The sequence below is a fragment of the Curtobacterium sp. MCBD17_032 genome, assembly GCF_003234855.1.
Lineage (GTDB): Bacteria > Actinomycetota > Actinomycetes > Actinomycetales > Microbacteriaceae > Curtobacterium.
The window spans coordinates 15,822-35,417 of the sequence record NZ_QKTO01000008.1; the positions used below are offsets into that span (position 1 = coordinate 15,822).

General features: G+C 71.7%; 16 protein-coding genes and 1 tRNA gene. 10 read left to right on the forward strand and 7 right to left on the reverse strand.

Annotation, left to right across the window (positions count from 1 at the left end):
* Nucleotides 1–182: 182 nt before the first annotated feature.
* Entirely contained in the window at nucleotides 183–1,616 is a 1,434-nt protein-coding gene (locus DEI91_RS11350; protein WP_111052408.1) for a zinc-dependent metalloprotease, read from the reverse strand.
* 102 nt (nucleotides 1,617–1,718) lie between these two features.
* Here DEI91_RS11350 and DEI91_RS11355 point away from each other — a divergent pair, with 102 nt between their 5' ends.
* The 3 genes from DEI91_RS11355 (at nucleotide 1,719) to DEI91_RS11365 (ending at nucleotide 6,203) form a co-directional block, all read left to right on the forward strand.
* Nucleotides 1,719–2,828, forward strand: coding sequence for a PDZ domain-containing protein (locus tag DEI91_RS11355; protein WP_111052409.1), 1,110 nt, complete (start codon nucleotides 1,719–1,721; stop codon nucleotides 2,826–2,828).
* 196 nt (nucleotides 2,829–3,024) lie between these two features.
* Complete coding sequence (locus DEI91_RS11360; protein ID WP_181439583.1) at nucleotides 3,025–6,063, forward strand: UPF0182 family protein; 3,039 nt, start codon at nucleotides 3,025–3,027, stop codon at nucleotides 6,061–6,063.
* A 63-nt stretch (nucleotides 6,064–6,126) separates the two neighbouring features.
* Nucleotides 6,127–6,203 (forward strand) — tRNA-Met (locus DEI91_RS11365).
* A gap of 207 nt (nucleotides 6,204–6,410) precedes the next feature.
* Here the strand turns inward: DEI91_RS11365 and DEI91_RS11370 are convergent.
* Nucleotides 6,411–7,352, reverse strand: a complete 942-nt coding sequence (locus DEI91_RS11370; protein WP_111052410.1) for an aldo/keto reductase — start codon at nucleotides 7,350–7,352, stop codon at nucleotides 6,411–6,413.
* A 102-nt stretch (nucleotides 7,353–7,454) separates the two neighbouring features.
* On the opposite strand from DEI91_RS11370, the gene DEI91_RS11375 reads away from it, so the two are divergent.
* Nucleotides 7,455–8,051 (forward strand): TetR family transcriptional regulator, encoded by a 597-nt coding sequence (locus tag DEI91_RS11375; protein WP_111052411.1) that lies wholly within the window; start codon nucleotides 7,455–7,457, stop codon nucleotides 8,049–8,051.
* Nucleotides 8,052–8,133: 82 nt separating this feature from the next.
* The gene (locus DEI91_RS11380) at nucleotides 8,134–8,949 is read left to right on the forward strand and encodes a carbon-nitrogen hydrolase family protein (protein ID WP_111052412.1); all 816 of its coding nucleotides are present in this window, start codon (nucleotides 8,134–8,136) and stop codon (nucleotides 8,947–8,949) included.
* Here DEI91_RS11380 and DEI91_RS11385 read toward each other — a convergent pair.
* The gene (locus DEI91_RS11385; RefSeq protein ID WP_111052413.1) at nucleotides 8,925–10,139 is read right to left on the reverse strand and encodes an aminotransferase class I/II-fold pyridoxal phosphate-dependent enzyme; all 1,215 of its coding nucleotides are present in this window, start codon (nucleotides 10,137–10,139) and stop codon (nucleotides 8,925–8,927) included. The genes DEI91_RS11380 and DEI91_RS11385 overlap by 25 nt on opposite strands.
* A gap of 216 nt (nucleotides 10,140–10,355) precedes the next feature.
* Here DEI91_RS11385 and DEI91_RS16465 point away from each other — a divergent pair, with 216 nt between their 5' ends.
* The 5 genes from DEI91_RS16465 (at nucleotide 10,356) to DEI91_RS11410 (ending at nucleotide 16,506) form a co-directional block, all read left to right on the forward strand.
* Nucleotides 10,356–12,245 carry a S1C family serine protease gene (locus DEI91_RS16465; RefSeq protein WP_111052414.1) on the forward strand — a complete coding sequence of 630 codons (1,890 nt, stop codon included), beginning with the start codon at nucleotides 10,356–10,358 and terminating at the stop codon, nucleotides 12,243–12,245.
* Between the two features lie 173 nt (nucleotides 12,246–12,418).
* Nucleotides 12,419–13,462 (forward strand): glycosyltransferase family 2 protein, encoded by a 1,044-nt coding sequence (locus tag DEI91_RS11395; RefSeq protein ID WP_111052415.1) that lies wholly within the window; start codon nucleotides 12,419–12,421, stop codon nucleotides 13,460–13,462.
* 5 nt (nucleotides 13,463–13,467) lie between these two features.
* A complete protein-coding gene (locus DEI91_RS11400; protein WP_111052482.1) occupies nucleotides 13,468–14,307 on the forward strand; it encodes a CDP-alcohol phosphatidyltransferase family protein in 840 nt (279 codons plus the stop codon).
* On the forward strand, nucleotides 14,304–15,212 hold the full coding sequence (locus DEI91_RS11405; protein ID WP_220038081.1) for a glycosyltransferase family 2 protein: 909 nt from the start codon (nucleotides 14,304–14,306) through the stop codon (nucleotides 15,210–15,212). Before DEI91_RS11400 ends, DEI91_RS11405 begins: the two co-directional genes overlap by 4 nt.
* Before the next feature lie 61 nt (nucleotides 15,213–15,273).
* Nucleotides 15,274–16,506, forward strand: coding sequence for a CDP-glycerol glycerophosphotransferase family protein (locus DEI91_RS11410; RefSeq protein ID WP_111052416.1), 1,233 nt, complete (start codon nucleotides 15,274–15,276; stop codon nucleotides 16,504–16,506).
* A 21-nt stretch (nucleotides 16,507–16,527) separates the two neighbouring features.
* Here the strand turns inward: DEI91_RS11410 and DEI91_RS11415 are convergent, their stop codons facing one another.
* The 4 genes from DEI91_RS11415 to DEI91_RS11430 all read right to left on the reverse strand — a co-directional run bounded on the left by DEI91_RS11415 (nucleotide 16,528) and on the right by DEI91_RS11430 (nucleotide 19,289).
* Complete coding sequence (locus DEI91_RS11415; protein ID WP_111052417.1) at nucleotides 16,528–16,830, reverse strand: hypothetical protein; 303 nt, start codon at nucleotides 16,828–16,830, stop codon at nucleotides 16,528–16,530.
* A gap of 107 nt (nucleotides 16,831–16,937) precedes the next feature.
* Complete coding sequence (locus tag DEI91_RS11420; RefSeq protein WP_111052418.1) at nucleotides 16,938–17,708, reverse strand: ABC transporter ATP-binding protein; 771 nt, start codon at nucleotides 17,706–17,708, stop codon at nucleotides 16,938–16,940.
* A complete protein-coding gene (locus tag DEI91_RS11425) occupies nucleotides 17,708–18,532 on the reverse strand; it encodes an ABC transporter permease (protein WP_111052419.1) in 825 nt (274 codons plus the stop codon). The genes DEI91_RS11420 and DEI91_RS11425 overlap by 1 nt, the downstream gene beginning before the upstream one ends.
* A gap of 61 nt (nucleotides 18,533–18,593) precedes the next feature.
* The gene (locus DEI91_RS11430; protein WP_110823712.1) at nucleotides 18,594–19,289 is read right to left on the reverse strand and encodes an NTP transferase domain-containing protein; all 696 of its coding nucleotides are present in this window, start codon (nucleotides 19,287–19,289) and stop codon (nucleotides 18,594–18,596) included.
* Between the last annotated feature and the right edge of the window lie 307 nt (nucleotides 19,290–19,596).

A 19,596-nucleotide genomic window follows, 5' to 3' on the forward strand; every position in this document is an offset into this window, starting at 1 on the left:
ACGCTGGCGCAGATCCGCCCCGCCGGACGGGACCGGACGCCGATCTGTGGACAAGCCGGGGCGGGCCGGACGGTTCGGGACGGGAAGCGGGTCGTGCCTCCCGTCCGACCGAGCGGGAACGCCCTGACCGGAGCGACTGGTGCCGCGATCCCCCCTGCGGGTCGCCGTCGGCGGGACCGCGGCTAGTGCCGCGGTCCGTCCTGCGGGTCGCCGTCGCCGGGACCGTCCGCCGGTCCGGCGGCGGGCCCGTCACCCGAGTCCTCGATGCCGCCGTCCTCGTCCTCGTGCGGACGATCGGCGGTGGTGTCGTTGAGCAGGTCCTCGAGCGCACGGTCGAACGCGTCGTCCTCCGGCGTCTGCGACGGGTCGCGGAGCCGGGCGACCAGGGCCTCCGGCGCGTCGATGTCGTCCGAGCCGGGCACCAGGTCGAACGCGGCCCAGAGCGCGTCGCGCTCCCCGGCGCCGAGCTCGTCGGTGACCCGCTGCCACATCGCCGCCGCCTCACGGAGGCGGCGCGGCCGGAGCTCCAGGCCGACGAGCGTCGCGAAGGCCGATTCGGCGGGACCCCCGGCGGCACGGCGGCGGCGCACCATCTCGGCGATCGCGCCGGAGCGGGGGAGTCGGGCGGTCGCCGCGGCGGTGACGGTGTCGACCCATCCCTCGACGAGCGCGAGCATGGTCTCGAGCCGGGCGAGCGCGGCGTCCTGCTCCGGGGTCCGCGGCGGGATGAGCGCCCCGGAGGCCAGCGCGTCCCGCAGCTGCTCCTGGTCGGTCGGGTCGATGCCCGACAGGGACTCCTCGACCCGGTCGAACGGGATGTGCACGCCCTTCGCGTACTCGGTGATCGACGAGATGATGTGCAGGCGCAGCCAGCGGGCCGACCGGAACAACCGGGCGTGGGCGAGCTCGCGGACGGCGAGGTAGATGCGCACCTCGTCGGCCGGGACGTCCAGGCCCTCCGCGAACTCGGCGACGTTCTGCGGCACGAGCGCGGCGACCTGCTCGTCGAGGAGCGGCACGCCGACGTCGCCACCGGACACGACCTCCTTGGCGAGCTGTCCGACGACCTGACCGAGCTGGATCGCGAAGAGCGCACCGCCCACTCCGCGCATCGCCTTCGAGACGTCGCCGAGCATCCGCTTCAGCTCCTCGGGCGCACGCTGGTCGATCGCCTCGGTCAGGGCGGTCGCGATGCTCGACGCGACCGGCTCGGCGATCTGCGACCACACGGGTGCCGTCGCCGTCGCCCACTGCTCCCGCGTGTAGACGCTCGGCGTCGAGGTGAGCTCCGCGACGGTGGTCACCTCGTCGAGCCAGAGCGCGGCCACCTGGAACGCCTGCAGCGCGGCCTGCGCGGTGGCGGGGTCGAGCGGCTGCTCGCCCTCGCGGGCGATTGCGGCGGCGCGCTCCGCCGTGACGGTGAAGTCGATGCCGTCACCGCCGCTCTGCGCGGCCCGCTGGAGCTGGCTCATCAGGTTCGCGACGAAGGCCGGGTCGTTCGGCAGGCCGGCGGCACCGGCGAGCTGCGACGGGTCGATCTGCCCCTCGCCGGAGAGGAGCTTGCGGAGCATCTCCTGGAAGTCGTCGTCCGGCCCCGGCTGCGGTTCATCAGGCATGCCGACTACGCTAACCGCTGCCCGCGAGCCCGGACCTGGGACCGGCCCGGGCATCCGCCCGACCGGCTGCGCCGTGGGCGAACAGCCCCCGGAAGGACCCGCGTGACCCTCTTCGCCCCCGCCCCTCGCCGTCGCTCGCGCTCACGGACGGTCGGGTGGGCCTTCGTCGTCGGCGCCCTCGTCCTGGCGGTCGTCGCGAGCCTGTTGCCGAGTCCGTACCTGATCGAGATGCCCGGCCCGGTGTTCAACACCATCGGCACGCAGCGGCAGGGGACCGGCAAGGACGCGAAGGACGTCGAACTCATCCAGATCGAGGGGCACCGCACCTACCCGACGTCCGGTGCGCTCGACATGCTCACCGTCAGCGTGCAGGGCACGGCCACCGAGCGGCCGCCGTGGACGAGCGTCATCCGCGCCCTCTTCTCGAAGTCCGAGGCGGTGGTGCCCGCGAGCGCGATCTACCCGCCCGGACGCACGACCGAGCAGGTCAACGAGCAGGACGCCGCGGACATGACGAACTCGCAGCAGGCCTCGGTCGCCGCGGCACTCGTCCACCAGGGCTTCGAGGTCCCGAGCGAACTCGAGATCGGGACCGTGCAGGACGGCTCCCCGGCCGACGGCGTGGTCCGCGAAGGGGACGTCGTCACCGCGTTCGACGGGACGTCGCTCACCACGAACGCCGACGCCTCGACCCTCCGGCAGCTCGTCGCCGAGCACGGCACGAGCGGGCCCGCGACCCTCACGGTCGAGCGGGACGGCGCCACCCGGCAGGTCTCGGTCACCCCGCGTGCCGAGCAGGGCACCGCGCTGCTCGGAGTCGGCGTGGTCGAACGCTACGACTTCCCGTTCGACGTCGACATCGCGCTGCAGGACGTCGGCGGCCCCTCGGCGGGGATGATGTTCGCGCTCGGGGTCATCGACGAGATCACGCCCGGTGCGCTGAACGGCGGGAGGCACGTCGCGGGCACCGGCACGATCACCGCCGGCGGCGAGGTCGGCCCGATCGGTGGCATCCGGCAGAAGCTGTACGGCGCCGAGGCGGCGGGTGCGACGGTGTTCCTCGCCCCGAAGGCGAACTGCGACGAGGTCGTCGGCCACGTCCCGGACGGCCTCGACGTGTACGCCGTCTCGACGCTCGACCAGGCGGTCACCGACCTGGAGACCATCGCCGCCGGTCGGAGCACTGCCGGACTGGAGCGCTGCACGGCCTGAGCGCGTGGCGCGCGCGGTGCGCGCCGACGCTCCCCGCGCCTCCTGGGCGCGACGCCGGTGACCACCCGGCCAGGAGGCCCGGAGCGCGTTCCTGAGACGGGGCACAGGTTGCCTGTCGGTCGAGACGAATAGGATCGTCACCACTGACGGCTCGGCCTGCCGGCGCCGCCGGTCCGACACGTCTGGAGCACAACAAGTGACGAACACCTCGTCCACCGCGGGACGGCGCTCGCCGCGTGTCCCGATCGTGGTCACGATCATCGTGCTGGCCGCACTGGTGATCGGCTTCTTCATCTTCGCCAGCCTGTACACCGACTACGCGTGGTTCGCGCAGCTCGGGTTCGAGCGCGTCCTGACCACCCGGTGGCTCGCCGGGACGGCCATGTTCGTCGCCGGCTTCCTGGGCATGGCGATCCCGGTCTGGGTGAGCATCGTGCTCGCCTTCCGGTTCCGTCCGGTCTACGCGAAGCTCAACGCGCAGCTCGACCGCTACCAGCAGGTCATCGAGCCGCTGCGTCGCGTGGTCGTGCTCGGCATCCCCGCGGTGCTCGGCGTCTTCGCCGGGCTCGCGACCGCACCGCGGTGGAGCACCGTGCTGGAGTACGTCAACCGGACGCCGTTCGGCAAGACGGACCCGCAGTTCGGGCTCGACGTCGGGTTCTACGTCTTCGAGCTGCCGTTCTGGCGTGCGCTCGTGGCGTACTCGTCCGCGGTCGTCCTCATCGCCGGCCTCGCCGCCCTCGCCGCGACGTACCTGTACGGCGCCATCCGCTTCGGTGGTCGCGAGGTCCGCATCTCGAAGGCCGCGCGCATCCAGCTCGCGATCACGGCCGCGCTGTACATCGCGCTGCAGGCCGCGAGCCTCTGGCTCGACCAGTACACGGCGCTGACGAAGGACAACTCGCTCATCACCGGCGCGCAGTACACCGAGGTGAACGCGACGATCCCGGGCCGCGAGATCATGGCCGGCATCGCGGCCATCGTCGCGATCCTGTTCATCGTCACCGCGGTCATCGGCCGCTGGCGGGTGTCGATCATCGGGACCGGGCTGCTCCTGGTCTCCGCGATCGTCATCGGCGGGATCTACCCGTGGATCGTGCAGCGCCTGCAGGTCGCACCGAGCGAGCGCTCGTTCGAGTCCGCGTTCATCCAGCGGAACATCGACGCCACCCGCGACGCCTACAACGTCGCCGGGGTGCAGGAACAGGACTACGACGCCACCACCACGGCGACGACCGGTGCCCTGTCCGAGGACGCGCAGACCACGGCGAACATCCGCATCATCGACCCGAAGATCGTCGCGGACACGTACAGCCAGCTCCAGCAGTACCGCCAGTACTACAAGTTCCCGGACCAGCTCGACGTCGACCGCTACCAGGTGGACGGCAAGACCGAGGACACCGTGCTCGCGGTGCGTGACATCGACCTCGACGGCCTCGGGGCGTCCGCCACGCAGTACAACCGCACGTTCGTCTACACGCACGGCTACGGCGTCGTCGCGGCGTACGGCAACCAGCGGGCGTCCGACGGGAAGCCGGTGTTCATCGAGTCGGGCATCCCGGCCGGGGACACGCTCGGCAAGTACCAGCCGCGCGTGTACTTCGGCGAGAACTCGCCGGCGTACTCGATCGTCGGGGCACCGCAGGGCACGAAGGACGTGGAGCTCGACTACCCGTCCGGGTCCGACGACGACGACGGCAACGCCACGACGACGTACGCCGCCGACGGTGGACCGAAGATCGGCAACTTCTTCAACCGGCTGGTCTACGCGGCGAAGTTCCAGTCGGAGCAGATCCTGCTGTCGAACGCGGTCAACGCGGACTCGCAGATCCTGTACGACCGTGACCCGGTGGAGCGCGTGCAGAAGGTCGCGCCGTACCTGAAGCTCGACGGTGACGCCTACCCGGCGATCGTCGACAACCGCATCAAGTGGATCGTCGACGGCTACACCACGAGCAACGCGTACCCGTACTCGCAGAGCCAGAGCATGACGGACAGCATCAACGGCACCGACTCCGGCAGCTTCCGCACCGACCAGGTGAACTACATCCGGAACTCGGTCAAGGCGACGGTCGACGCCTACACGGGCAAGGTCACGCTCTACGCCTGGGACACGAAGGACCCGGTGCTCAAGACGTGGCAGAAGGTGTTCCCGACGTCGCTGGAGCCCGTGTCCGCGATGAGCGCCGACCTGCTCGCCCACGTCCGCTACCCGACCGACCTGTTCAAGGTCCAGCGGAGCATCCTCGGCACCTACCACGTCACCAACGCCAACTCGTTCTACTCGGGCGACGACGCGTGGACGACGCCGGTCGACCCGACCTCGACCTCGACGAGCGCGGGCGACGCCGACTCGGCGGGCACCACCACCGGGAACAACGCGAACGCCACGAACGCGCTCGGGACGCAGACCACCGCGACCAACCCGGACCAGCAGGACCCGTACTACCTGACGATGAAGGTGCCCGGCGCCGGGACGGCGTACTCGCTGTACAGCACGTACATCCCGAAGCAGAACTCGTCGTCGAACGCGCGGAACGTGCTGACCGGCTACCTGGCGGTCGGCTCCGACGCCAGTGGCGCGGGCAAGGGCAAGAAGGGCGAGGGCTACGGCGAGCTCACGCTGCTGACGATCCCGAAGACCGACAGCATCCCCGGGCCGTCCCAGGTGCAGAACCTGTTCAACTCCGACCCGGCCGTCTCGCAGGAGCTCAACATCCTGAAGCGCGGCAACAGCACCGTCAAGCAGGGCAACCTGCTGACGCTGCCGGTCGGTGGCGGCTTCCTGTACGTGCAGCCGGTCTACGTGCAGTCGACCTCGAGTGGGTCGTACCCGCTCCTGCAGAAGGTGCTCGTGGCCTTCGGCGACAAGATCGCGTTCGAGGACACCCTCGACGAGGCGCTCGACGAGCTGTTCGGCGGCAACTCCGGAGCAGCGGCGGGTGACTCCGGTGCGGCTGCGGACACGCCGGGCTCCGACGACGAGGGGACGGACACGTCGACGGGCGGCAGCTCGACGGGCGGTGCCGCCGGTGGCTCGACCGGTGGGTCGTCCTCCGGTGCGGCGACGCCGGACCTGCAGCAGGCGCTGTCGGACGCGGACGAGGCGCTCCGTGCTCGTGAGCAGGCGTACGCCGACAACGACCTGGTCGCCGCAGCCGAGGCGGACCAGCGTCTGCAGGAGGCCATCGAGGCCGCCATCGCAGCGCAGGGCGGCAGCGGCTCGGACGGCTGATGCGGGCGGGCGGGGTGCTCGATTTGGCACCTCGCCCGAACCCGTGTAGTGTTTTCCATGTGCCGCGGGGTGGAGCAGTTCGGTAGCTCGCTGGGCTCATAACCCAGAGGTCGTAGGTTCAAATCCTGCCCCCGCAACCAACGCGACACGAGAAGCCCCGGTCCTCACGGACCGGGGCTTCTTCGCGTTCCCGGCTGTGCTCGTCCGGCTGTGCTCGTCCGGCTGTGCTCGTCCGGCTGTGTCCCGTCCAGCCGCGCTGGCGGTCCAGCGCATCGGGCGGGAGGCTCGCGGCCGACCGGCGCCGAGCCTCCCGTCCGCCGGTCCGCCGGGCCGACGTGGTCCGTCCCTCAGCTGGTGGCGCGCGCGCCGCGGACCCCGTGGCCGAGTGCGTCGATACGGGCGAGCTCGTCGGGGGTGAACGTCACGTCCGCTGCGGCGGTGTTCTCGGCGACGCGTCCCCTGTTCCGCGATCCCGGGATGGGGACGATGTCGTCCCGCTGCGCGAGGATCCACGCGAGGGCGAGCTGCGAGACGGAGACGCCCTTCTCGGCCGCGAGCTCGGTCAGACCCGCGACGACCGCCGTGTTGGCAGCCCAGTTCTCCGGGGCCCACCACTCCAGCCACTGACGGATGTCGTCCTCCGCGTAGGCGCTCCGGGGCTGCACCGCGCCGCTGAGGAAGCCGCGGGCCAGGGGTGAGTACGCCACGAGCCCGATGCCGAGCTCGTCGACGACCGGGAAGAGGTCCTCGGACTCGCGGGCGAAGACCGAGTACTCGGTCTGCAGGACCGAGATCGGGTGGACCGCGTGTGCCTGCCGGATGTTCTCGGCGTCGGTGTTCGACAGTCCGAGGTACCGGACCTTGCCGGTCTGCACGAACTCCTGCATGACTCCCACGACGTCCTCGATCGGGACCTGCGGGTCGTGCACGTGCTGGTACAGCAGGTCGATCGAGTCGGTCTCGAGGTTCCGGAGGCTCGCGTCGACGACCTCGCGGATGTGGTCGAGCTGCGAGTTCGGGGCGTAGGTGTCCGGCGTGAAGCCGAACTTCGTGGCGATCGTGACCTCGTCGCGGACCGGGGCGAGCGCGGCACCGAGGAGGCGCTCGCCCGTGCCCCACCCGTACAGCTCGGCGGTGTCGAAGTGGGTGACGCCGAGGTCGTGCGCGTGGCGGATCGCGGCGACGGACTCCGTGTCGTCGCCGGGGCCGTACGCGAAGGTCGTGCCCATCGCGCCGTAGCCGATCGCGCTGGCGACCAGGCCCTGTCGCCCGAGTGTTCGTTGCTGCATGTCGTCCTCCTGAAGGGTCGGCGAGTGATGGTGGCACTGTACGCCGGCTTTGTCAGAGTCTGTCAAGTGCGGCCGGCGCTGCCATCGCGGTACGATCGGGTCATGAGCGAGACGACGGACACCCGACCGGGCCTGCGGGACATCACCCGCGACGCGGTCCGGGCACGGATCGCGGCGGTCGCGATCGCCCGGTTCGACGCAGACGGGTTCGACCGGGTGACCGTCGAACAGGTCGCGGCGGAGGCGGGCATCTCGGCACGGAGCTTCCACCGGTACTTCCCGGCGAAGGAGGACGCGGTCATCGGCGACCCGGCACGGCACGGGGCCGCACTCGCCGCCGCGTTCGGTGCCCGCCCCGCCGACGAACCGGTCTGGACCGCTCTGCGCGAGGCCTTCGTGACGATGCTCGAGCGCGGGAGCGACCACGACCCGGAGACCGGACGGCGGTCCGTCCGGGTGATGCTCAGCACGCCGTCACTCCGGGCGCGGAACACCGAGAAGCACTCCGCCTGGGCCGAGGTGCTCCTGCCGCTGGTGGTCGACCGGCTCGGAGGGACCGACGGCGACCTGCGGGCGCGGGCCGTCGTGCAGGCGGCGCTCGCGTGCTTCGACGTGTCCGTGGCTGCCTGGGCGGAGGGCGCCGACGACGTCGTCAGGGTCCTGCGGCGGTCGTTCGACGTCCTCGACGTCCGGGCATGACCGGCCGCCCCGTCGCCGGGGCGCCTGACCGCGCCCGACGCCGGGGGAGCCCGACGTCCCTCGGCGCGGTTAGCCTGGCCCCGTGACGACACTGACCATCGCCGCGGCGCAGTTCGCCCCCGTCGACGACCCCGCCGCGAACCTCGAGACCGTCCGGACCGCCGCCGTCGACGCTGTCGCACGGGGCGCCCGGCTCCTGGTCACGCCCGAGTACACCTCGTACTTCACCGCCGACATCGACGACCGGTTCGTCGCGGCCGCACAGCCGCTCGACGGCCCCTTCGTCACGGGCCTCCGTCGGATCGCCCGGAGCATCGGGATCGCCCTCGTCGTCGGTGTCGCCGAGGCGGGGGAGACCCCGGGGCGGTTCCGGAACACGCTCGTCGCGATCGGAGCCGACGGCTCGGTCCTCGACGCGTACCGGAAGGTGCACCTCTACGACGCCTTCGGGTCACGGGAGTCGGACCGGATCGAGGCCGGCGACCCCGCGCAGCTGCCCGTCGTCGAGGTCGACGGTGTCCGGATCGGGCTCGAGACCTGCTACGACCTCCGGTTCCCCGAGGTCACCCGACGCCTCGCCGCGACCGACACCGGCGCCGCGGACGTCGTGGTGCTGCCGGCCGAGTGGGTCCGCGGTCCGGGCAAGGAACACCACTGGCGGACCCTGCTCACGGCGCGTGCCATCGAGAACACGGTCTGGGTGCTCGGGGTCGGGCAGGCGCCCCCGGTCGGGATCGGGGCGTCGGTCGCACTCGACCCGACGGGTACCGCGGTCGCCGCACTCGGCGCGGAGCCCGGTCTCCTCGTGGTGACGGTCGACACGGCGGTGACGGACCGGGTGCGCGGGGTGAACCCGTCCCTGTCCCTCGGCCGCTACGCGGTGGTGCCGCGCGACTGAGCGAGCGCTGCCAGCCGTGCCACTGCGTCCTCGAGGACCGACCGGCGCTTGCAGAACGCGAACCGGATGAGCGACCGGTAGCCGTCGACGTGGTCGGGCCGGACGAACGCGGACACCGGCACCCCCACGACGCCGACGAGCCGCGGCAGCTCGAGGCAGAGCGCGCGGGCGTCGAGGTGTCCGAGCGGAGCGGCGTCCGCGACGACGAAGTAGCCGGCGTCGGGTCGCAGCACCCCGAACCCGGCGTCGGCCAGGCCGGTGGCGAGCAGCTCCTGCTTCGCCCCGAGGTCGGCGGCGATCCCGGTGAAGACGGTGTCGGGCAGGCGGAGCCCCGTCGCGACGGCCGGCTGGAAGGGCGCCCCGTTCACGAAGGTCAGGTACTGCTTGACGGTCGTGATCGCCTCGACCAGCGCTGCCGGGGCCGTCAGCCAACCGATCTTCCACCCCGTCGTGTTGAAGGTCTTGCCGGCACTCGAGATCGACACGGTCCGGTCCCGCGCGCCGGGCAGCGAGGCGGGCGGCACGTGGGTCCCGCCGAACGCCAGGTGCTCGTACACCTCGTCGGTGACGATCACGGCGTCGTGCCGCTCGGCGAGTTCGACCACGGTGCGGAGGACGTCGACGGGGAGCACCCGACCCGTCGGGTTGTGCGGGGTGTTCACGAGGACCACGCGCGTCCGGTCGGTGAACGCGGCGCGGAGGTCCGCCTCGTCCGGCAGGAAGTCCGGCGCCCGGAGCGGGACCGTGACGTGCTCCGCGCCGGCGAGCCGGATGAGCGCGCCGTACGCGTCGTAGAACGGCTCGAAGGTGACGACCTCGTCGCCGGGCTCGACCAGCGCCAGGAGGGTGGCGGCCAGGGCCTCTGTGGCACCGGCGGTGACGAGGACCTCCCGGTCGGGGTCGACGTCGAGCCCGTACCAGCGCGCTTGGTGCTCGGCGACGGCGGCGCGCAGGTCCGGGGTCCCGCGGCCGGGCGGGTACTGGTTGGCGCCGTCCCGGATCGCACGGACGGCCGCGTCGAGGACCTCCGCGGGCCCGTCTTCGTCCGGGAACCCCTGCCCCAGGTTGACGGCGCCGGTCGCTGCGGCGAGGGCGCTCATCTCCGCGAAGACGGTCGGCGCCGGCACCCCGTCGGGGCCCAGCAGCATCGCTCCCTCGGCGGCTCGAAGCCACGGACCGGTCTGCCGCATGCGCGACCCCTCTCACCCTCGGGGCACCGGCCGGGAGGCTCGGCGCGCGTCGGACCCCAACCTAGCGTCCGTCGCGCGGCCGGCTCCGGGCGGACATCGGGGCACCGGGCACTCAGCTGACGCATACGATCGCCTTGGTCAGCTCGCAGCTGTGCCATCAGGACCGCCCAGGTCGGTGGAGAAGACTGCAGGAGCTTTGGAAGGAGCACGTCCAGCATGAGCGACACACACCACGGACACGGCGACGACGACCGCCGCGACGAGACCACCGGTCCGGACGAGTCGAACGGCGCCCGGTACGGGCACCGCGACGCCGACGACACGGACGTGGTGGGGACGACTCAGGTGCAGGAGACCGAGCAGTTCGCTGCCGCCTCCGACCACCACACCGACCAGTACACGGCCCCGTACCCGGCCGCCGACACCCGCGCGGCGGACGCGGCGCCCACGGCGGAGTACGGCCAGTACGGCCAGTACGCGCAGCAGGGTCGGTACGGCCAGGGCGGGCAGTACGGCACCGGCCAGTACGGTTCGGACCAGTACGGGAACAGCCAGTCCGGCACCGCTCAGTACGGGCAGGGCCAGTACGGCACCGGCCAGTACGGGCAGAGCCAGTACGGCACCGCCCAGTACGGGCAGGGCCAGTACGGCGAGCACGACAAGTCCGGCGACACCCGCTACGGCCAGTACGGCCAGCAGGACCAGTACGGCCAGGGCCAGTACGGCCAGCAGGGCACGTACGGCCAGGACGCCCCGCGGTACGGCGAGCACGCTGGTGACCACCACGCGGCCTCCGGCGCGAGCGCGTTCGGTGCGGCAGCCGACCAGCGGCCGGAGAACGGCCACTACTTCACCGGCACACCGGCCGCCACGAGCGCGACCCCGCGCGACCGGTCCGGTCGGAACCGCCTCGTGCTGCCGCTGGTCGCGGCCGCCGTGATCGCCGGTCTCGTCGGCGGTGGCGCCGGTTGGGCAGCGGGCGCAGCGTCGGACGGTGGCACGGTCGTCGGCGGTTCGGGCACCTCGCAGAGCGGTGGCAACCTCACCGTGAACGACTACGACTCCGCGACCGTCGTCACCGCGGTCGCCGCCAAGGCCACCCCGTCGGTCGTCACGATCAACGTCTCCGCGAGCAGCGAGGCCGGCACCGGTTCAGGCGTCGTGTTGAACAAGGAGGGCTACATCGTCACGAACACCCACGTGGTGACGCTCGACGGTGACAGCGCGAACGGCACGATCTCGGTGACGACCTCGAACGGCAAGGTCTACAAGGGCACGCTCGTCGGCACCGACCCGACGGTCGACCTGGCGGTCATCAAGATCGACGCGCCCGACCTCACCCCGATCGACTTCGCGGACTCGTCGAAGCTCAACGTCGGCGACACCGCGGTGGCGATCGGTGCGCCGCTCGGCCTCTCGAACACCGTCACCGACGGCATCGTCTCCACGCTGAACCGCAGCATCCAGGTCACCTCGAGCGACCCGAACGCGGGCGGCGACACGAACGAAGGCCAGGGCAACAACGGCAACGGTCCGTTCGACTTCTGGGGCAACGGCGACAACGGCAGCAGCTCCGGGGCCAGCACGACCGTGTCGCTCCCCGTGATCCAGACCGACGCGTCGATCAACCCCGGCAACTCGGGCGGTGCGCTGCTCGACGACAAGGGCGCGCTCATCGGCATCAACGTCGCGATCGCGAGTGCCGGCAGCTCGGACTCGTCCAGCTCGCAGGCCGGCAGCATCGGCGTGGGCTTCTCGATCCCGTCGAACCTCGTCAAGCGCGTCGCGACGGAGATCGTCGAGAACGGCAAGGCCACGCACGGTCTGCTCGGTGCGTCGGTCGGTGACGCGACCGAGGACGCGAACGCCTCGCAGGTCGGCGCGCTCATCAAGTCCGTCACCTCCGGCGGTGCCGCGGCCGAGGCCGGGCTGCAGAAGGGCGACGTCGTGACGAAGCTCGGTGACGCCTCCATCGCGGACGCCACCGACCTCACCGCGCAGGTCCGCTTCTACGCGGGCGGCGCGACGACGAAGGTCACCTACGTCCGCAACGGGGAGACCCGCACGGCGGAGGTCGAGCTCGGGACGTACGACAGCTCGAACTGACCCGGGACGCACCGGACGGGAGGCTCCCCACCAGCTGGTGGGGAGCCTCCCGTCCGTCTGCCGGGCGCGGCGGGGCGCGGCCAGGTGGTCGCCGCGCGTGCTTGATAGGCTCGGGTCCGCTCTGCGAGCGGCCCCGGCGGGCCGCGTCGCGCCCGCCGGACCCCGAGGATCACATGCAGCACGACGGACAGGCCCTGCCGGGTGTCTCCTACGTCATGCCCGTCCTCAACGAGGTGACCGAGGTCCGCGCGGCGGTCGGCAGTCTGCTCGAGCAGGACTACCAGGGGCCGTTCGAGGTCATCCTGGCCCTCGGCCCCTCGATCGACGGCACGAACGAACTCGTCGCCGAGATGAGCGCCGCCGACCCGCGGATCCGTGCGGTCGAGAACGCGGTCGGGTCCACGCCGGCCGGCCTCAACGTCGCGATCCGGGCCTCCGAGCACCCGATCGTCGTCCGCGTCGACGCGCACAGCGTCCTGCCGCGGGACTACACGCGGATCGCGGTCCGGACGCTGCAGGAGTCCGGCGCGGACAACGTCGGCGGCATCATGCGCGCCGAGGGCCGCACGCCCTTCGAGAAGGCGGTCGCGCTGGCGTACGGCAGCCGCGTCGGCCTCGGCGGCACCCCGCACCACGTCGGCGGGCAGGCCGGACCGGCCGAGACGGCGTACCTCGGGGTCTTCCGTCGGGAGCGGCTGTTCGCCGTCGGGCTCTTCGACGAGGGCATCAAGCGCGGGCAGGACTGGGAGCTCAACCGGCGCCTGCGGACCACCGGCGGGACCGTCTGGTTCACCCCGGAGCTCGTCGTCACCTACCGGCCGCGGCCGAGTCTCCGTCGCCTCGTGCGGCAGTTCGTCGCCACCGGTCTCTGGCGCGGCGAGCTCGCCCGACGCTTCCCCGCCGGCAACGGCCTGCGCTACTTCGTCCCGCCGGCGATGGTCGTCGCCGTCGCGCTCGGCCTGGTCGCCGGGCTCGTCGGAGTCGTCGGCGCGCTGCTCGACGGTCCGGCCGCCTGGGCGATGGTCGGCTTCGCGATCCCGGCGGCCTACCTCCTCTTCGTCGTCGTCGGTGCCCTCGCGGTGTCGCGGCGCTCGGACCCGGCGACGCGGGCGTGGTTGCTCGTCGTGCTCCCGTGCATCCACGTGGGCTGGGGTGTCGGTTTCATCATCGGGTTCCTCACCCGGACCTCCGATCTGACCACGCACACGGGACGGTGACCGACATGGCCGACGACGACCGCGGGAACAGCGGCGCACCGGGCGCACGCGGGTTCACCCGACCCACGTCGATCGCCGAGCTCCGGGCGGTGGCGCAGCCGGACGAGGTCCGGGCACGCGCGAACGCGGAGCACTGGACGGCCTCGCTGTACCTCCGGGACGTCTCGCCGTACCTCACCTCGCTCCTGCTCCGGACCCGGGTCAGCGCGAACCAGGTCACCGGCCTGATGATCCTGGTCGGTTGGTCGACTGCCGCCGCGCTCCTCGTCCCGGGCATCTGGGGCGCGCTGCTCGCGCTCGTGCTCGGGCAGCTGCAGATGCTCGTCGACTGCTCCGACGGCGAGGTCGCGCGCTGGCGGGGCACGCGCTCCCCGGCCGGCATCTTCCTCGACAAGGTCGGGCACTACACGACCGAGGGGCTCATCCCGATCGCACTCGGCGTCCGCGCGGCGACGTGGCCGATCGAGGGCGTCGACTGGATGTGGACGACGATCGGGTGCGCACTCGGCCTGGTGATCGTGCTCAACAAGGCGCTCAACGACATGGTGCACGTGGCCCGGGCGCACAGCGGCATGGAGAAGCTCGCGGATCGCCGCGACGGGGTGACGGCCCCGTCCGGTGCCCGCCTCGCGACGCTCCGTCGGGTGGCGCGGTTCCTGCCGTTCCACCGTCTGTACCACTCGGTCGAACTGACCATCATCACGTTCGTCGTCGCACTCGTCGCCCTGGTCGTCGGGCACCCGCTGGCCGACCGGATCCTGGTCGGGGCGCTCCTGCCACTCGCGGTCCTCGCCACGGCGGGGCACTTCCTCGCGATCGTCTCGTCGAAGCGGGTGCGCGCGTGACGCCGGGGACCGACCGCCGCCGCGCCGTGCTGCACCGTGAGCGGCCGAGGGTCGCCGTGGTCAGCCTGACGCAGGGGACGCGGCCGGACGACCTCCGCCGCGGCCTCGACAGCGTGCTCGCGCAGCAGGACGTCGAGCTCGACGTCGTGTGCGTCGGGAACGGCTGGCAGCCGACGGGCCTGCCGGACGGGGTGCGGGCGCTGGCGCTGCCGGAGAACCTCGGGATCCCGGCCGGACGGAACGCCGGAGCCGCGGTCGTCGACGGCGACTACGTGTTCTTCCTCGACGACGACGCCTCGGTGCCGTCGCCCACGTTCCTGCGCGACGCGATCGCACTCTTCGAGCACGACCCGTCGCTCGGTCTCGTGCAGCCGCGGGTCGTCGACCCGACCGGCGCCGCGAGCCCCCGACGCTGGGTGCCGCGGATCCGCAAGGGCGACCCCGAGCGGAGTTCGCCGGTGTTCTCGGTCTGGGAGGGTGCCGTCGTCCTGCCGATGGACGTCTGGCGCGCCGTCGGGGGCTGGGGCGCCGAGTACTTCTACGCGCACGAGGGCATCGAGCTCGCCTGGCGGGTGTGGGACGCCGGTCGCCGCACCTGGTACGCCGGGCAGCTCGTCGCGAACCACCCCGCGATCGACCCCGCGCGGCACCGTGAGTACGTGCGCCTGAACGCCCGGAACCGCGTGTGGTTGGCTCGTCGGAACCTGCCTGCCGTCCTCCGACCGCTCTACGTCGGCAGCTGGGCCGCGATCCAGGTCCTGCGCTGGTGGCGCTCCCCGCGGCGGCTCGCGACCTGGTTCGCCGGGATCGCCGAGGGGTGGCGCGCGGACTGCGGCCCGGTCCGGGTGATGGGATGGTTGACGATCGGCCGGATGACGCTCGCCGGCCGCCCGCCGGTCGTCTGACGCCCCGGCACCCGTCCGCACACGCCTGATCCCAGCCCGACCGACCGCCCAGGAGCACAGCATGGCCATCGTCAAGGACGCCCGCACCGCGATCCGCCTCGCGGCCCGTCTGCTGCGGTCGCGCCAGGTCCGCGCGCAGCTGGCACGTCGGTTGCCGTCGGTCCCGACGCCCGCTCCCGGGTCGGTCGAGATCGCCGTGTACTTCGCCGACGGCCCCGTGAACATGTACCAGATCCGGCAGTGGTACGGCCCCCTGGCGGAGCTGGCGCGGCACCGCGGGGTCGCGATCGTCTCCCGGAGCCCCGGGGCCATGCTGACGCTGCTCGACGAGTCGCCGGTGCCGGTCGTGTACGCCCGGCAGGTCGTGGACCTCGAGCGGTTCGTCGCCGAGCAGGCCCCGAAGACGGTGCTCTACGTCAACCAGAACGCCCGGAACTTCCAGATGATGCGGTACGGGCGCATGTGGCACGTCTTCGTGAACCACGGCGAGAGCGACAAGATGTACATGACGACGAACCAGTTCAAGGCGTACGACTACGCCCTGATCGCCGGTGACGCCGCCCGGGACCGCCTCGCCGACGCGCTCTGGGACTACGACCTGGACGCGCGGACGATCGCCATCGGGCGTCCGCAGGCCGACCACTTCGTGGGGGAGCCGCCCTACCCGGACGACGACCGGACCGTGGTGCTGTACGCGCCGACGTGGGAGGGCGACCGCGCCGCCGCCGCCTACGGGTCCATCGCGAGCCACGGGACGACGATCGCCGACCGTGTGCTCGCATCGCCGCGCCACCGGCTCGTGTACCGCCCGCACCCGCGGAGCGGCGTCATCGACCCCGGGTACAAGGCCGCGCACGAGCGGATCGTCGCCGCCATCGCCGCCGCGAACGCCGCCGATCCCACGGCGCACCACGTGTACGACGACGGGCCGACGCTCGGGTGGCAGCTGGCCGACGCCGACGTCGCGATCACCGACATCAGCGCGATGATCTACGACCGGCTGGCCGTGGGGAAGCCGTTGCTCGTGACCCGACCGGTGTCCGCGGACGCCGAGGTGGACGAACGCGGCTACCTGTCCGACGCGGACTGGCTCCGTGCCGACGACGCCGGGGACGTCATCGCGCGGGTGGACCGGGCCGCGAACGACGCCGAGCAGCTCGCGCGCCTCCGCCACTGGGTCGAGCGGTACTTCGGCGACCCGACCCCCGGTGCGGCGACCGCGCGGTTCCACGCGGCCGTCGACCGGCTCGTCGACCACTGGCACGAGGTCGCCGCCGCCCGGTCCGGTTCCTGAGCGGGCCGGACGGCAGCGCGCTCAGGGAGCGAGCCCGGGACCGGCGAGGGACATCCGCCACAGGTACTCGGACCGGTCCGGACGGCGCCACCGCACGATGACGACGCCGGTCTCCTCGGCTCCCGCGCCGAACACGGCGAGGGACAACCCCCGTCCCGGCTCGAGCCGACGGACGACGAGCGGCGGCGAGTAGCCCGTCCCGAGGTGCGTCAGGTCGATGCCGTCGAGGGTCTCGGTACTCGTGTTGGTGATCTCGTACCGCCGAGGGGCGGCCGATCGGTCGACGGTGAACGGTACTGGGTACGCGGTGGTGGGGTGGTGCATGGGCAGCACAGTAGGGGTGGGGTCCGACGTCGGGGCCCCGTCGCACCCCCGGACGGCACGGGGCTGTGGAGCGCGGCGCGGGAGTGGTCGGTTGTGCAGGAGTGGGCTCAGGCCCCGTGGTCCGCGTTGTACCGGTCGAGCGCCTCGGTGATCGGTCCGTCGAACTGCAGCCGGCCCTTGTCCAGGTACAGCCCGCGGTCGCAGAACCGGCGGAGGTCCTTGTCGCTGTGCGAGACGAAGAACAGCGTGCGACCACCGGCCAGGAGCTCCTCGATGCGCTTGTAGCACTTCTCACGGAACGCCTTGTCGCCCACCGCCAGGACCTCGTCGACCAGGATCACGGGCTCGTCCAACCGCGAGATGACCGCGAAGGCGATCCGCACCTTCATGCCGCTGGAGAGGTGCTTGTACGGGGTGTCGACGAAGTCGCCGATCTCGGCGAACGCGATGATCTCGTCGAACGCCGCCCGGATCTCGGCCCGGGACATGCCGTGCAGTCCCGCCGTGAGGTACACGTTGTCGCGGACCGTGAGGTCCCCGACGAACCCGCCGGTGATCTCGATGAGCGGAGCGACGCCGGCGCCGACGTGCACACGGCCTTCGTCCGGGAGCATGACCTGCGCCACGAGCTTCAGCAGCGTCGACTTGCCCTGCCCGTTCCGGCCCACCACGCCGATCGCCTCGCCCGGGCGCACGTCGAACGAGACGTTCCGCAGTGCCCAGAACTCGTCGGCCTTGCGCCGCCGTTGCCCGCGCCCGAACAGGTCCTTGAAGCTCCGGCTCGCCCGCCGGTTCCGCTTGAACCGGATGCCGGCGTCGGTGACGGAGATCACCGGGGCGGTCGTGCGCGCGGCGACGGTCGGTTCGGTCGTGGCCATCACAGCTCCTTGAGGACGCGGTGCTCGCTCCGCCGGAAGACGACGAGCCCGACGGCCAGCACGATCCCCGTGACGACGACCGAGGCGAGCACCTCGGACCAGTCGAGCTGGCCGGGGAAGAACGCCGAGCGGTAGATGCCGAAGATGCCGCTGAGCGGGTTGACCGCCGCGAGGTCGTGCAGCGCCGGGGGGAGGGCCTGCGTGCCGTAGACGATCGGGGACGCGTAGAACATGAAGCGGAGCACGAGCTTGACGGCACGCTCGAGGTCGCGGAAGAACACCACGAGCGGGGCCACGATGAGCCCGAGGCCGTAGACGAGGGTCGCCTGCAGCACGATCGCGAGCGGCCAGAGCACGACCTGCCAGTGCAGGTGCGCCCCGGTGGCGAGGACGAACACCGCGAGCACCGGGATGCTCAGCAGGAACTCGATCGCCTTCGACGCGTCGATGCGCGCGACCCAGATGCTCCGCGGGATCGTCGTCGAGCGGATCAGCTTCGACTCCTTGATGAACGCCCGGGTCGAGTCCGACACAGCGCCCGTGAACCACATCCAGGGCAGCAGCGCCGCGAGCAGGAACACGATGTACGGTTCCTCGCCCACGGACCCGCGGTGGAACACCTGGGTGAAGACGAACCAGTAGATCCCCGACATCACCAGCGGGTCGAGGATCGACCAGAAGTACCCGAGGGCGGACGTCGAGTACCGGACGCGCAGGTCGCGGACGGTCAGCAGCCAGAGTGCCTGCCGGTACCGTCGGCCGGCCCCGCGGGACCGTGACGGCGACGCCGCGACCGCGGGGGCGTGCGTGCGCGTTCCGCTCATGGGTTCCCTCCGGTCGGTACCACGCCGGAGGGAGGCGACGACCAGGGGGTCCTGACGACGGTCAGGCGAACAGGTCGTTCGCGCGCTCGAGGTCCTCGGCGAAGTCGATCTCGACCGCGTAGAGGTCCGAGATGTCGATCGGCGTCCAGCGTAGCCCGTCCTCGGCGATGGCTGCTTCGATGCCGCCCTCGAAGTACTCCTGGTCGTCGACCCGGCCGAGCTGGCGCACGAGGGCCTGCTTGTCGGCCGCGGAGACGTAGTTGATGCCGACGGCCTCACCGAGACCACCGACGACCTTCTTCGAGAGCTTCGCGATGAACCCCTCGGCGTCGACGGTGTACTTGACCTCTTCGTCGGAGACCTTCTCGGTGTTGACGCTGACGAACGACCGACCTTCGTCGATCATGTCGGCCGCACGCACGAGGGCCATGGGGTCGAAGACGACGTCGCCGTTCATCCAGAGGACGCCGCTCTTGCCGGTCGCCTTGAGGGCGCGGAGCAGACTCTTCGAGGTGTTCGTGGAGTCGTAGGACTCGTTGTAGACGAAGTTCGCCTCGGGGAAGGCCTCGACGATGTACTCCGACTTGTAGCCGACGACGATGGTCACCCGGGCGCTCGACCCGAAGGCGGCGCGGATGTTGTCGAACTGCTGCTGCATGATGGTGCGGCCGTCGCTGAGCTCCGTGAGCGGCTTCGGCAGGCTGCGCCCGAGGCGGCTGCCCATCCCCGCTGCGAGGATGACGATCTGCGTGGTCATGCTTGTCCCTTCCGGTGTCCACCGGCGTCGGTGCGAGGGGGTGCCCTGGCTGGGGACCCCCGTGACGCTGGGTGGACTCTTCGAGTCTGCTCGCTGCTGGTGCGAGTCCGCCGAGGATGCGCGTGATCCGGAGCGAGACGCGCTCCGACCCGCGGATGCCCCGCGCGGTGCGGGCAGGTTTCCGAGTGGTGAACACTGCGTCGTGTCCCGGTGAATGATACGGAACCACATCGCGTCGGGGTACGGCTCGCCCGGCATCGTGTTCATTTCGTGATCCGGTCGGACGCGGCGCACAGCCCGGTCGGAA

Coding starts and splice junctions, on each gene's coding strand:
- DEI91_RS11350 (WP_111052408.1), bottom strand. CDS start 1,616: ATGCCTGATGAACCGCAGCCGGGGCCGGACGACGACTTCCAGGAGATG.
- DEI91_RS11370 (WP_111052410.1), bottom strand. CDS start 7,352: ATGCAGCAACGAACACTCGGGCGACAGGGCCTGGTCGCCAGCGCGATC.
- DEI91_RS11375 (WP_111052411.1), top strand. CDS start 7,455: ATGAGCGAGACGACGGACACCCGACCGGGCCTGCGGGACATCACCCGC.
- DEI91_RS11385 (WP_111052413.1), bottom strand. CDS start 10,139: ATGCGGCAGACCGGTCCGTGGCTTCGAGCCGCCGAGGGAGCGATGCTG.
- DEI91_RS16465 (WP_111052414.1), top strand. CDS start 10,356: ATGAGCGACACACACCACGGACACGGCGACGACGACCGCCGCGACGAG.
- DEI91_RS11395 (WP_111052415.1), top strand. CDS start 12,419: ATGCAGCACGACGGACAGGCCCTGCCGGGTGTCTCCTACGTCATGCCC.
- DEI91_RS11400 (WP_111052482.1), top strand. CDS start 13,468: ATGGCCGACGACGACCGCGGGAACAGCGGCGCACCGGGCGCACGCGGG.
- DEI91_RS11410 (WP_111052416.1), top strand. CDS start 15,274: ATGGCCATCGTCAAGGACGCCCGCACCGCGATCCGCCTCGCGGCCCGT.
- DEI91_RS11415 (WP_111052417.1), bottom strand. CDS start 16,830: ATGCACCACCCCACCACCGCGTACCCAGTACCGTTCACCGTCGACCGA.
- DEI91_RS11420 (WP_111052418.1), bottom strand. CDS start 17,708: ATGGCCACGACCGAACCGACCGTCGCCGCGCGCACGACCGCCCCGGTG.
- DEI91_RS11425 (WP_111052419.1), bottom strand. CDS start 18,532: ATGAGCGGAACGCGCACGCACGCCCCCGCGGTCGCGGCGTCGCCGTCA.
- DEI91_RS11430 (WP_110823712.1), bottom strand. CDS start 19,289: ATGACCACGCAGATCGTCATCCTCGCAGCGGGGATGGGCAGCCGCCTC.